9 protein-coding genes are annotated in these 14,067 nt (G+C 50.5%); 5 read left to right on the plus strand and 4 right to left on the minus strand.

The features are described 5' to 3' along the window. Positions 1–35: 35 nt before the first annotated feature. Together GWC95_RS19225 and GWC95_RS19230 are read right to left on the minus strand one after the other, a co-directional pair. Complete coding sequence (locus GWC95_RS19225) at positions 36–686, minus strand: hypothetical protein (RefSeq protein WP_161820329.1); 651 nt, start codon at positions 684–686, stop codon at positions 36–38. Further along, a complete protein-coding gene (locus tag GWC95_RS19230; protein WP_161820330.1) occupies positions 683–2,275 on the minus strand; it encodes a L,D-transpeptidase family protein in 1,593 nt (530 codons plus the stop codon). Before GWC95_RS19230 ends, GWC95_RS19225 begins: the two co-directional genes overlap by 4 nt. A 117-nt stretch (positions 2,276–2,392) precedes the next feature. Here GWC95_RS19230 and GWC95_RS19235 point away from each other — a divergent pair, with 117 nt between their 5' ends. Together GWC95_RS19235 and GWC95_RS19240 are read left to right on the plus strand one after the other, a co-directional pair. Then, positions 2,393–3,238 (plus strand): hypothetical protein, encoded by an 846-nt coding sequence (locus tag GWC95_RS19235; protein WP_161820331.1) that lies wholly within the window; start codon positions 2,393–2,395, stop codon positions 3,236–3,238. Between the two features lie 19 nt (positions 3,239–3,257). Next, complete coding sequence (locus GWC95_RS19240) at positions 3,258–3,623, plus strand: hypothetical protein (protein WP_161820332.1); 366 nt, start codon at positions 3,258–3,260, stop codon at positions 3,621–3,623. Here the strand turns inward: GWC95_RS19240 and GWC95_RS19245 are convergent. After that, positions 3,618–4,010 (minus strand): hypothetical protein, encoded by a 393-nt coding sequence (locus tag GWC95_RS19245; RefSeq protein ID WP_161820333.1) that lies wholly within the window; start codon positions 4,008–4,010, stop codon positions 3,618–3,620. The genes GWC95_RS19240 and GWC95_RS19245 overlap by 6 nt on opposite strands. 225 nt (positions 4,011–4,235) lie before the next feature. Between GWC95_RS19245 and GWC95_RS19250 the strand changes: the two genes are divergently transcribed. Beyond that, positions 4,236–4,712 (plus strand): pyridoxamine 5'-phosphate oxidase family protein, encoded by a 477-nt coding sequence (locus GWC95_RS19250; RefSeq protein ID WP_161820334.1) that lies wholly within the window; start codon positions 4,236–4,238, stop codon positions 4,710–4,712. Positions 4,713–4,826: 114 nt separating this feature from the next. Here the strand turns inward: GWC95_RS19250 and GWC95_RS19255 are convergent, their stop codons facing one another. Next, positions 4,827–6,230, minus strand: coding sequence for an MBL fold metallo-hydrolase (locus GWC95_RS19255; protein WP_161820335.1), 1,404 nt, complete (start codon positions 6,228–6,230; stop codon positions 4,827–4,829). Positions 6,231–6,408: 178 nt separating this feature from the next. Between GWC95_RS19255 and GWC95_RS19260 the strand changes: the two genes are divergently transcribed. Further along, complete coding sequence (locus GWC95_RS19260; RefSeq protein WP_161820336.1) at positions 6,409–12,549, plus strand: gliding motility-associated C-terminal domain-containing protein; 6,141 nt, start codon at positions 6,409–6,411, stop codon at positions 12,547–12,549. A 256-nt stretch (positions 12,550–12,805) separates the two neighbouring features. Continuing rightward, a complete protein-coding gene (locus GWC95_RS19265) occupies positions 12,806–13,960 on the plus strand; it encodes a PAS domain-containing protein (RefSeq protein WP_161820337.1) in 1,155 nt (384 codons plus the stop codon). The last annotated feature ends 107 nt before the right edge of the window (positions 13,961–14,067 follow it).

Here is a 14,067-nt window from a genome sequence, read left to right on the forward strand (position 1 = left end):
GAATTTGTAAAGGCTCTTTTCTATCACCAAAAACTTTATTCAGGGTCGGCTTCATTTCTCCTGTTTGCAATGACCTTCTTTTTCAGCATGGCAGATACGATCGCATGACCGTATTCATGACCCATGGACCATGAATTCTTCGGATCAAATGATTTTGTCTGAACCGAGTAAAGAAGTTGCTTATCCTGCAGCGAGAAAAAATTGCTTTCCCAGAAATAATTGGTGTTGGTTACATAGTATCCCGGTTCGAGAATCCGGTTGTTCAGTCCAGAACGGTAATCCCAGAAATTCGTCATCGGGCCATAAGCGTACGTTACCTGGCCGGGCACATAACGACGTTCTTTGACCTTGTTCAGGAGAACGATCGTGATCACCGCATCAATGCCCTTGTTCTGTAATTTGGCAAGCGCTGTTGTTTCATCCATGCCATCAAAGGCCTTTGGTCCAAACTCTTTCAGCGAAGTGGTGGCGTTGTACCCGAGATCTGTGAGGTCTCCCGCTACATGATCTTCCATGTTTTGCTGTATGCGCCTGTCTTTTTCAGGGATCAGGCCCAATACCAGTATTTTACGATAGGCCGCCTTGTCATTGTTTTGCTGGGCCTTCCATTCATGTGTGATCTTTAAGGATTGGCACGCGCACAAAAAGCAAACAGCAAGTGTGGCAACCAGTTTTGTTGTTTTCATTGTTTATTGTTTAACCATGGTAATTTTTGATAGATATCCTTGTGAAAAACGGCAAAGCCTGCAGGGTTAACGGTTACCGTATTGTACCATACCACCACCGGCATTTTTATTTTTGCCTGCACCACGATAGGTGCCTGGTTTTTAAGGCAACCCTTTTCTGTTAATGTGTCGATGGCGCGGTTGTCGCCATCAAGAAGCAGCCTGCCCATTTCAAATGGTTTTTCCATACGCATGCAACCATGACTCAAAAAGCGGTTGCTGGAAGCAAACAGGATCTTCACCGGGGTATCGTGCAGGTATACACCGTAGGGATTTTCAAAATCCAGTTTCAACAAACCCAGGGCGTTGTCGCAACCCGTACTCTGCCTGATCGTAAAAGGAAAATTGGATGCATTGTAATTATGCCAGTTGATGGATCGTGGATTTACCAATTTCCCGGCCCTGCTCAGCACCTGGTAGTTTCCATTTTGCACATAGTCGGGATCGCGTTTAAATACGGGAAGCAATTCTTTTGTGGCAATGCTGTGCGGTACGGTCCAGAATGGATACAACACGAGTTTATCCACTACCGATGTAAGTGTTGGCGTGGGTGTTGAAGTTTTACCAACGATCACGCGCATGGCCAGTACCGTTGTATCGTGGTCATAAACGGCAAGTCGTGCAGAGGGTATGTTTACAACGATCAACCGTTGTATGGCCGCGCGCGCAGAAAGCCATTTGTAATAATTTATCGAGCGGGAGAGTTCCCGTATACGCATTGCCACAGGAACATTGAGCAGCTGAATGGTTTGTTTGCCCATCTTTCCATCTGCCTGCACATTGAACATTCTTTGCACTGCTTTTATTTTCTGCACCCATACCGTATCGGCCAGTTTTGCATTTTGATCGTCGATGATGCCGAGGCTGTATAGTTTAATGACCAGGGGTGTATTGCTGTTCGATGGTTCGTTGGAATTGATCACAGGGTCCCATCCTGCCATCCGCTGCGTTTTGTCGAGCATCTCTCCAAGTTTACCGGTAAGCGTCACCACCTCCGGCATTTGTGAATACAGCTTGGCCGGTAGAATATGCAACGCTCTTTCGTTCACGTGTTGTGCAACAAGAGTGATCAAAAACCGGTCATCATCCGCAGGTGCAAATCCTGCGTAACCAAACTCCGGCGGATGATTGCCAAATTTGAGGTCATGAAAAAAATCAATGGCTGCCATAGATATGCGCAACTCAAGAACAACGGAGTCCTTCGCCGCAGGCAAAACTTTGGAAAAGCACAGGTAGTCTGTAATGTCTTTTGCCGCATAATCATCGGCATTCAATGCATCGTATTCCGCACAACCGATAAGCCTTATTAAAGACTCAAGCAGCAGGCGGTTTTCCTTTCTCAGCCAAACCGGGTTGTAATTCAAGACTGCATAAAACACTTCCAGCTTTGCCAGTTGCTGCTTCGAGAAAAATGAACCAATTGCAGGCGACCGCAACTCGTTTTGTAAATACGAAGGGCCCAGTGGGGTTTGGGCATGCACGCCTGGTCCCAACAAAAACATAGTTAAAAAAGCGATGCATATATTTTTACAAACAGGTGGGCGGGTCATGTATCGGATTTGTTTTGTAAAGGAAGAAATCAGTTGCCAATGGATAGCTGATGAATGACAGCGGCCCGGGTGATCCTCGTCAGTTTTACACGGTGGCCTTTGAATTTTCTTTGCTGTATGAAACACATCAGCAACAATTTCCTCGCCGGCAGCTCGGCCATAGCGGTTTTACTTGTGTTCTGCGCCAGCGTGCCGGGTTTACTGGGAATTATTTCCTATCCGCTTGAAACGGCAGACTGGCGTGCACAGTGTGTTATGCAGGATCAATTGAATGTGGGGATGGTATTGCCGCTTCTGCTTGTTTCAACACTGCTTGCATTGAAAAACAAAGTATCAGGTAAATATTTGTGGGCGGCCTGTATGGGCTACCTGGCATATACTTTCACGATCTATTGCTTCTGTATTCACTTCAATGAAATGTTCATTGCTTACTGTGGTTGCTGGAGCGTGTCGGTTTTCAGCTTTGGTTATTTCCTTGTTATGCACCAACGGGAAAACGGGCCGGCTATACCGATGGGCCTGTTAAAAAAGATGGCGGTATACTTTATGTCTTTCGCTGTAGTGGTAGCGATGGTATGGCTGTCTGAAATAATCCCTGCGATCACCAGCAAAAGAATGCCGGCATCTGTTGAGCGGGCGGGGCTTTTTACAAATGCTGTTTATGTACTTGATCTAGCTATTTTATTACCGGGCGTATTCATAACGGGAATGTTGCTTCGCAAACAAAGAGCATTGGCATTATCGGTAACGCCCGTGGTGCTTTTGTTTTTTGTATTGATGGCCGCAACCGTTGGGTACATGTCGTTTCAAAACACCCGGGAGCCCGCTCTGCGCTGGCGCATCGCAGGTGTTGTAACGATCTTTGTGTTGATACAATTGCTTTTGCTCCGCAATTGGCAGAGCGCTACAGAAAAAAGGATGTTGCTGAAAAGCGATCTCGCATCAGCCGGGCTGAACAACTAACTACAACAAACAAATTGATATGCAAACCGAGATCACAGACGACCTTACGGTTACCGAGGTGCAATCCATTTTTACCAAATGCTATCCGCATCTCAGGGTAAACTTCCTGGAAAGGGATGTGCATGGTGTGGGGCTGGCCAATACCGCCAGGCCAACACTTACCGGCAACCATTTGCTTGGCGAGTTCAGGCTGGAGAAACTCGATGAAGGAAAGCTCGATCTCTGCAGCGCGATGACCGTTAAAGAATTCGGAAACTATTTTGACGCCTCTTACTGCCTCCATGCAGAAGTGCTGCCTTTGACCGGTAAAGCCTGGCCGGGAATTCGCAGCGTAAATGGTTTTACGCTTCGCGAATTCGACAACATCGTGGCGCTTTCTTTATAACGGTCCAACTTGTGTACGCGGGGCCATGTTCAGCACGGCGCTGAAAATTTCGGCTTCTTTGTTTTGCTGGTCCAGGGTCCAATCGGATGTAAGAGAAGTTTCGATCCAATGATCCCCCGATTTCCTGAATACCTGCACCGGTAGGCCCACGGCCCGGAACGCTTTCTCTACCTCGTAAACCTTCGATTCCTTTTCAATGCAGATTTCAACTATGCCATCGCGCACTCCTTTACCCAGTGCGGCTTCGCCGGGGAGCCGGAAAATCTTTTTCAGCGATGGTGATCCCGCACCGCCCTTGAGAAACTCAAGTTTGAGGTATGCAAAAGCATTTGTAAAAGCCAACTGGATGTCGTGCAGCCTTGTACTTCTGTCGATTGTCAGCATCATATCTTCTCGTTGTGCATTCGGTCAATCAGCAAAATTGATCTACAACGCGGTTAATAAATATGATGTTGATCATCTTCCTTCCTGAATTACAGCATGGCCGGGCAGGGTCGTGATATGATATAGCTCACGGCCTTTGCTGATGAAGGTCATCGCCGCCGATGATACAACAGGGTAATTTTGGTTTTATCAACTCAACGGTTTTTTTCATTCAGTAAAACAAAACACATGACCGGTTACCTCGGACCCCAACAGATCGAACAGGTTCTTTTAAGGCAGTTAGTGGGCCGTATTGCCTGCTGTAATGATGGAGTGCCTTATATACTTCCCATCAGTTATGTATACGACGGGAAGGACCTGTTTTTTCATACCCACGAAGGGAAGAAGATAGAAATGATGCGTAAAAATCCAAATGTTTGTTTCCAGGTGGATCACATGCACAGCATGGCCGACTGGGAAAGTGTGATTGCCTGGGGTAATTATGAAGAAATCACTGAAAAAACCGACCGGGAAAGGGTATTGAAATTGTTGGTGTCAAGAACGCTTCCGATCATTTCCAGTGCGACAACACATTTGGGCAAATCGTGGCCCTTTATTCCTGAACCCTTAAGCGATAACATCCCGGGAATTGTATTTGCCATCCGTGTAAACGAGAAGACCGGCAGGTTCGAAGACAATGGTGTTTCTCCATCTTACCTGCGATAAGCGGGCCGCACCTGTTATGCTTTCGGTTCCGCCATAGGATTTGTTCTGCAGAATGCAGCATACAATATTGAACGTAAGGAGTGATCCGATCGATCACTCCATGAACGGTCTTTGTTATTTGGTTTGGCGAACCGCTTCAAGCTGTATTCCTGTATTCTGGTTGATCGCATTCATGCCACCAATTACGTTTACCAGACGGTTAAACCCTTTTGTTTTCAACAGCGAGATAGCAATCACGGAACGATAGCCTGACGTACAATAAACATAATATTTTTCGTCGGGATTCAATTCCTTTATCCGGTCCGGAAGCTCGGCAAGCGGCATGCTTATGGCGTCTTTGATGTGTAGCGTGTTGAAGCTGGAAGTCTCGCGCACATCGATCACTTTACAATCGTTTTCAAGTTCTGTATGAAGGCTTTTGGAATGGATACAATGGACCCATTCAACAGGATGGCCACTGAAATACCAGGTATCGAATCCTTTTGCGAGATAGCCGATGATGTTATCGTGGCCCACCCTTGCAAGCCGGGTAATGGTTTCGAGTTCGCGCCCGGGATCGGCAACGATCAGGATCGGCTGCCTGAGATCCGGAAACAAGGTGCCGGCCCAGGGTGCGAACTGTCCGTCGAGGCCAATATTTACAGACCCCGGAACAAACCCTTTACAGAATTCCTCGGGGCAACGTGAATCGAGAACCAGTATGTTTTTGTTTTGCAATTGCGAATGGAACGCTTCGGCATCCTTTGCCACCATTGCACGTTTAACGATCTCATCAAAAGATTCATATCCGCCTTTGTTCAACATAACATCATTCGAAAAATACTTAGCCGGTGAAGGCAACCCGGACAATACTTCTTTTACAAATTCTTCTTTTGAAATGCCATCGCGAAGCGCATAGTTGGTTCTGCGTTGGTGTTCGAGTGTATCTGTTGTGTTGGCAGACATTTGCTTGCCACATGCGCTGCCCGCGCCATGGCCCGGGTAAATGATCACATCGCCGGGCAGTGGCAATAATTTGTTCTGAATAGAATCGTAGAGCATACCGGCAAGTTGTTCTTTTGACAGGCCCGTTGATGCCTGCGCCAGGTCGGGCCGCCCTACATCTCCAATAAAAAGGGTGTCGCCCGTAAAAACCGCTATCTGTTTGCCGTTGTTGTCTTTTAACAGGTAACAGCAGCTTTCGGGTGTATGGCCTGGTGTGTGCAGTACGGTTATGGTAAGATGTCCGACCGTAAACACCTCGTTGTCTTTTGCCACCATTGCAGGGAAGGAAGGAGAGGCTGTGGGTCCGTATACGATCGTTGCGCCTGTTTTTGCGGCGAGATCAATATGGCCCGAAACAAAATCGGCATGGAAATGGGTCTCGAATACGTATACGATCCGGGCGTTGTGCTCTGCGGCAAGTTTGATGTAAGCATCCACATCCCTCAACGGGTCTATTACTGCCGCTTCTCCATTGGATTCTATATAATACGCGCCTTGCGAAAGACATTTGGTATAGAGCTGTTCGATGATCATGACTTGAGATTTGCCCAAAGGTCATTCTGAATTTCGTTCTATAGAATGATATTGGTCATGTTGGAGAACGATTCTGCCGGTCGTGTATTTCATTGGTTTTTAGGGCGCCCGGCGCGCTCAGGAAACCTCAACCGGGAAAAAGTCGTAATTTTATCATTACCCCCCAAAATCCAATGCAATGCCCCGAGCGTTCCAGTTTCTATGTGCCGACCCGTGCGGCCTGTCCGCGCCGGTACATAAAAAGTTGGGGCGGGTCTCCTGGATTTTGTTTTTTCTTTTCCTCCACAGCCAGTCATCCGGGCAAACATCTGTCTATTCATTTGACCTGAGCGCTTCCAAAGACACCTCCGTTACCACGGCTTCCATTGCTCGTAATGGTGCTTTTTGCGGCGGCACCAATTGCGTCAAATTTGATATTGTTCTCAACCCGGGTTCAGACCTGCTGGAGCTGGAGATCGTGAGCGGCGCTGCGCCCAACGGGTCTGAGTTTTACCAGATCAACTGCGCGCCTACACAATATTCGCTGGCAACGCCTGTTTGCATCACGGGACTAACCAATGTTTCCATTACTTTCTGTAAACCCGGCAATAATTCCAACAATTACCGGATCTCTGCCTCTTCGGCGGTAAAAGGGTCGGCCGATCTTACCCTGCGGCAGAACTGCTCGGGCACCATGAGTGTTACGGGGTTAACAGCAGCTTCGGTGGTATGGAAGTCTGTGTTCCCGGGAACACCCGGGCAGTACAACAATTATCTTTCCTGCACCTCGGGTTGTGTGTCTAACACGGTAACCCCGCTCGCAGGCGCGCCGCCTTATATCGACTATGCAGTAAGTGGTACCACTACCTGCGCAGGAACAAGAAGCGATACGATAAGGGTGTACACCGCGCCGGCACTTAGCGTTCCCATCACACCATCGAACCCTGCGATCTGTTCGGGCGCAAGCGCAACGTTAACGGCATCGCCAACGGGTGGTAATACACCTTATACTTATCTGTGGAGCTCGGGACAAACCACATCAACCATCACTACCGCAACCACGGGAACCTTTACGGTAACCGTGTCGGACAATACAAGCGGATGTACGCCGGTGTCGCAGGCAGTGGTGGTTACCGCTGCGCCAACCCCGGTTGCACCAACGGCGTCGGGGGCGAGCATCTGCTCGGGCGGTACCGCCACGTTAACGGCAACCGCACCGGGTGGAACCTACCGGTGGTACGATGTTGCATCGGGTGGAAGCCCGCTTGCCACGGGTAGCAGTTACACCACACCATCGCTTACCGCTACCAAAACCTATTACGTAGAAACAACCGTATCGGCATGCACGAGCAGCAGAACGGCGGTAACGGTAACCGTAAATGCCATACCCGCTGCGCCAACTGCCGCAGGCGCCACGATCTGCGAAGGAAGCACAACCACACTTACCGCCACGGCCCCCGGGGGTACGTATGATTGGTTTGATGCCGCTTCGGGCGGAAATCTTCTTGTGTCCAATGCGGCTTATACTACACCGGCACTCACATCAACCACCACGTATTATGTGCAAACAACCATTGCGGGTTGCAGCAGTGCGCGTACGGCTGTAACGGCAACTGTTAATCCAATTCCGTCTGCACCTGTTGCAGCGCCGGGTGCCATATGTACCGGGTTTTCGACAACACTAACGGCAACATCACCCGGGGGAACGTATCGCTGGTACGATGCGGCCACGGGGGGAGCACTTCTTGCCACCAGTTCCGGTTATGCAACACCCAACCTCAACGCAAGCACTACTTATTATGTGCAGACAACCGTTGCCGGCTGTACCAGTAGCAGAACGGCTGTTACCGTTACGGTTAATGCTAAACCTGCTGTACCTGTTGTTTCTCCTGTTGCCATCTGCTCGGGTAATACCGCAACATTGCAGGCAACACCCACTGCCGGTATTGCATACAGGTGGTTTGATGCTGCTGGCGGAAACAACCTGCTTGCAACAAATGATAATTATACAACCCCATCGCTCACAGCCAATGCAACATATTACGTAGAAGCAGCGGCAGGCGGGTGTTACAGCAACAGGGCCGCTGTGGCTGTAACAGTGAATGCGGTGCCTGCGGCGCCAACCGTTGCAGGGGCAAGTATATGCTCCGGTGCTACCACAACCTTAACTGCAACCGCCCCCGGCGGAGCGTACCGGTGGTATGATGCGGCAACCGGCGGCAGCCTTTTGGCCACCAACGCAAGCTATACCACACCCGCGCTCAGCGCAACTGTTTCCTATTATGTGGATGCTACCGTATCGGGTTGTACAAGCGGCCGCACGATGGTAAACGTTTCGGTTAACCCGGTACCCGCCATACCTACGGCCGCAGGAAGCACGATCTGTTCGGGTAATGCTACCTCTTTAACAGCTACCGCGCCCGGAGGCACTTATGAATGGTACGATGCTTTGTCGGGCGGCAACCTGCTTGTTACAAACAGCAATTACATAACGCCCGTACTTACCGCTTCCGCCACGTATTATGTTCAGACAACTGTTGCAGGATGTACCAGTCCGCGGCATGCTGTAAGTGTTACGGTTAAACCCATTCCCGCAGCGCCCACTGCAGCGGGAACGTCTGTTTGCGAGGGCAATGCGGCTTTACTTTCGGCAACGGCGCCCGGTGGTATTTACCAGTGGTACGATGCCGCTGCCGGCGGCAACCTGCTTGCTACGAATGCAACTCTTGTTACGTCTTCGCTTTCGCAAAACACCACGTATTATGTGCAGGCAACCGTTGCGGCCTGTGCGGGACCGCGAACCGCGGTAACCGTTACCGTGAACGCCACGCCCGCAGCGCCAACGGCTGCAGACGCGCTCATCTGTTCCGGAAGCAGCGTAATCCTGAACGCCACGGCGCCCGGTAATACTTTTGAATGGTATGATGCCGCGACGGGCGGGAACCTCCTCGCCATCAATACTGCATACACCACTCCCGCATTAACTGCTTCAACAAATTATTATGTGCGGGCCGTTGTGGCCGGATGCGCCGGGCCTAGAAAAACAGTGGCAGTAACGCTCTTGCCGGTTCAGGATCCTGGTTTTGATTACGGCTCGGGTACCTTTTGTATCACGGGAAACAATCCCGTTCCCGTGGTCAATGCGCTTTCGGGCGGCACCTTCACTTCTTCACCAGCGGGGCTCGTGTTTGTGAGCACCACCACCGGGGAGATCAACGTTTCGGCAAGTGCGCTGGGTACATACACAATAACGTTTTTAGCAAACGGCAGCTGTGGATACAGCAGCACGGCCAATGTTACCATTACTACCTCACCCAACGCTTCCTTTTCTTACAACGGCCCCTATTGTCAGTTGCAGAATGCCCCCGCCCCCTTGTTTGTGCCGGGCGCCAGTGGCGGTACGTTCTCTGCAACGCCTTCGGGTTTGCAGTTCACCAGCAGCAGCACAGGCGTCATCAACCTTAACACCAGTGCCGCTGGCACCTATACCATCACCAACAACATTCCCGCGCAGGGAGGTTGCGCAGCAGCAACTGCGGTTTCTACGGTAACCATCAACACCGCTCCTGTTGTAAATGCGGGTCCGGACCAAACCGTTTGCGCAGGCGTTACGGTAAACCTCAACGGAACCATAGGCGGCGCCGCAACCAATGCAAGCTGGTCTGGCGGCAACGGCAGTTTTTCAAATGCATCTTCGCTTACTACCCGGTATACACCCGCTGCAGGGGAAACGGTTGTAAAACTTTACCTGCTTACAGACGACCCATCGGGCCCTTGTAACGCAGCAAAAGACAGTCTTACCCTGTTCATCACCCCAACCCCTGCAGCACCGGTGGTTCAGGGCGGTTCTTCCTGCGTGGGCAGCGCTGCTACTTTGGTGGCCACGGCTCCGGGTGGCAATTACCAATGGTTTGATGTGGCATCGGGTGGCAGTGCGATCGCTTCAGGACAAACCTTTACAACACCTGTACTTAATGCGCAGGCCGTTTATTATGTTCAGACCACGATCAACAATTGCACCGGCGCGCGGCTTCCGGTAACCGTAGCCGTAACACCGAGGCCGACTGTAACAAGCCCGGCGGCGGCAAGCATTTGTTCAGGATCTGCAATGTTCTACGAGATCACAAGCGATCTTACGGGAGCCGATTTTACCTGGAGCCGCCCGCAGCTCGCCGGCATTGCCGGCCCGGCAGTTACGGGTTCCGATGCCATCATCGCAGAAACATTGAACAACCAGACAAGTTCTTCCATACCCGTAACGTATACTATTTTACCGGGCAAAAATAACTGCCAGGGCACGCCATTCAACTATACGGTTATGGTAAATCCAAGTCCGGCGGCCCCTGCGGTTAGCAGCAGTTTCCCGGTATGTGCGGGCACGCCGCTTTCGCTCTCAACCGCCACCGTTGCCGGCGCTACTTTCAGCTGGACGGGGCCTAATGGATTCAGCTCTGCGGATCAGAACCCTGTTATCACAAACATCACCACGGCATCGGCAGGTATTTATTCATTGATCATTACGGTGGATGGATGCGCCAGCCCCGCAGGCAGCAAAAACATTTTCCCTGTTATTGCTGTTCCGGTTGCGGTTAACAACGGGCCGGTTTGCGAGGGCAATACCATACAGCTGGGCGCGGGCAACCTGGCAGGCGCCACGTATAGCTGGACGGGCCCGGGTGGCTTTGCTTCTGCCCTGCAGAACCCGTCCATCAATCCCGGTAAGAAAACCGACGCGGGTACTTATTATGTTACGGCATCCATAGCGGGTTGTTCGGGAATGACTGATTCAACCACAGTGGTCGTGAACACGCCACCCGGCACGCCTGCGATCTCGGCAAGCACACCGGTTTGCGCGGGCGATTCCATCGTACTTGCAGCAACTACAATTGCAGGTGCGGCATACAAATGGGTGGGCCCGGGCGGATTCAGCTCTTCGGCACAAACACCTGTTATTTCAAAAGCAGGCACTGGTAACGACGGCACCTACCAGGTAACCGTAAGCACACAGGGATGTTCCGTTACCCGGTCATCCTCCGTTGCTGTTGTAGTAAATAAAAGACCGGATGTTCCCTCCGCTATTGGCAACACACCGTTGTGCGAGGGCGATAAACTTTCATTGCTCACCCCGTCTGTAACGGGCGCGGTTTACCATTGGAGCCATGCAAACGGTTTTACTTCGCAGTTGCAGAACCCGGTGATCAATGCGGTTTCAAGATCAGACAGCGGCACATACAGGATAACCGTGTCGGTTAACGGTTGCACCAGCGATACAGGAAAGACCAGGGTTACGGTAATCCAGCCGGCCGTGGCAACCGCGGGAAACGACCAGGTAGTTTGCGGCAACAATGCATCCGTTCGCCTCGATGGAAAGATTTCAGGAGAAGATACACAGACCGGTATCTGGACCACGGAAGGCAGCGGTACATTCCTTCCGAAGAACACGAGCCTGCGGGCCACCTATCTCCCTTCAAAAAACGATACGGCAAAAGGGAGCGTTGTACTTAAGTTGTCTACAACACAAAACAAGACATGTGCAGTTTCAACCTCTGCTTTGTCTGTAATCATAACCGATGCGCCTGTTGCAAACGCAGGTCCTGACCAGGCTGTATGCGCCAACGATTCCCTTATTACACTGAATGGCCTCATCACCATCGCGGGCGGTGGTAACTGGACCACCAGCGGCACCGGCACTTTTAACAAGGCCGGCAATAACCTCGGCCTCGTATATACACCGAGCAGAAAAGATATTCTTGCGGGTAATGTTTTCTTCTACCTTACAACCACCGGCAATGGAGATTGTATTGCGGTAGCAGACACCGTTAAGGCAACCATAATACCGGAGCCCTATGTAAATGCAGGGGCAGACAGGTTGATGTTTGAAAACGATACCATTGTGCTTGCGCCTGATGTACGGGGAACCAATCTCAGTTATTCCTGGAGCCCTGATAGCGACCTGAACAGCGGTACGATCAAAAACCCGGTGCTCAGGGGGAGAAACAGCGCCACCTATGTATTGAAAGTTACAGGAGAAGGATCCTGCACGGCACAGGACGATGTATTTGTAAAAGTGCTGAAGCCGATCGGTATCCCGAATATCTTTTCGCCCAATGGCGATGGGATCAATGATACATGGGAAATAAAAGAACTGGCCAATTATCCCAACCCATCCGTTGAGATCTTCACACGCAGCGGACAGAAGATCTTTACTTCCGTTGGATACAGCGTACCCTGGGATGGAACGTACAATGGCAAACCCGTGCCCGTGGCAACCTATTATTACATCGTGGACCCCAAGATCCTCGGTAAAGTATTTTCGGGTTCGGTTACTGTGATACGATAATAACAAGTGCCCGCCATGCCAAAACCTGTTCCGCTGTTTTATCGCTGCCGGTTCAAGTCATTTGCCCCCCGGCCGGGTAGCCCTTTTGCATTGGAAAAGAAAGCTTCGTGCACGTAATTTTCTTATATTCATTCGAGAGTCTGAGGCTGGTTTATCGATGAACGAAGGCAACCGACTGGCATAGTATTTTTAGTCCGGATTGATGGCATAACAGGCAGGATGTCCGTTTTTTGATCAGTTCACCAAACCCGATGTGATGAAAGCTTTTTTGCGTAAAAACAGGACAGCGCTTTTGCTTTCGCTGCTTTATTTTGTACCGGGCATGGTTTGGGTACTCTTTTCAGACAGGTGGCTCTTTTCGGAGCCGCGTGATCTTGAAACTGAAAAAGTATTACAGATAGACATGATCAAGGATGCCAGTTTTGTAGTGGCTGTATCCGTACTGTTCTTTATCAGCATCCGCCTCTCACGCAAAAAACTGCAGGATACCAGGCAGCAATACCAGAACCTGTTTGAACAGAACCTGACCCCCATGTGGATCTATGAGCTCAACACGCTCAAATTTGTCGCCGTGAACAATGCGGCCGTAAACCAGTATGGCTACACGCGTGAAGAATTTCTTTCAATGACACTGGAAAACATCCGTCCCCCCGAAGCGTTGGACACGCTCAGAAAACACCTTGCCACCTACACGCCCTCTCAAAGCCATCGCGGGCTATGGACCCACAGGAAAAAATCGGGAGAGATCATTGTGGTGGAAATATTGGCAGACGATGTAACGTTTTTCAATAAACCATGCAGGCTGGTAAGCGCAACAGACATCACAGACAGGATAAAAAAAGACGTAGACCTTAACCGGTTGTCGCTGGTGGCGAAGAATGCAACCAATGCCGTGATCATTACCTCCCGCGACGCAAAGATCGAGTGGGTGAACGATGCGTTTACCAGTCTTACCGGCTATACCATAGACGAAGTAACAGGCAAAAGGCCCTCTGATTTCCTACACGGGCCGCTGACCGATCAGCGTACGCAGGATGAGATCTTCAGGTGCATCGAACAGAAAAAACCTTACGCAGGCGAGATCCTTAATTACAGGAAAGACGGCTCGGTTTTCTGGTTGCGGTTAACCGTATCGCCGGTAATAACGGGGGGCGAGATCACCAATTTTGTTACGGTGCAAACGGATATTACGGCCATCAAGGACCAGAACGACAGGCTGCGCGATATTGCCTACACCGCCTCGCATGGTTTTCGCAAACCATTGGCCAATATTCTCGGCCTGCTTGAATTTGTTCACGAGAACGGCACCGATAAACAGATCATCGCGGATCTGAAAAAATCGGCGCTGGAGCTCGATAAAGAAGTGAGGGTGATCGTTGACAAGACAAAAACCATCAATGCACAAAACTGAGCCGGCGCCCTTGTTTTAAAAATGTTTCAGCCGGGCATTGCCCCAAAATCCTCTCCAACATGGCGCTTTTTTGATCTTCGACCGCAAAATGCACATGCATCCCCACC

It is taken from the genome of Sediminibacterium roseum (genome assembly GCF_009939005.1).
GTDB classification, from domain to species: Bacteria; Bacteroidota; Bacteroidia; order Chitinophagales; family Chitinophagaceae; genus Sediminibacterium; species Sediminibacterium roseum.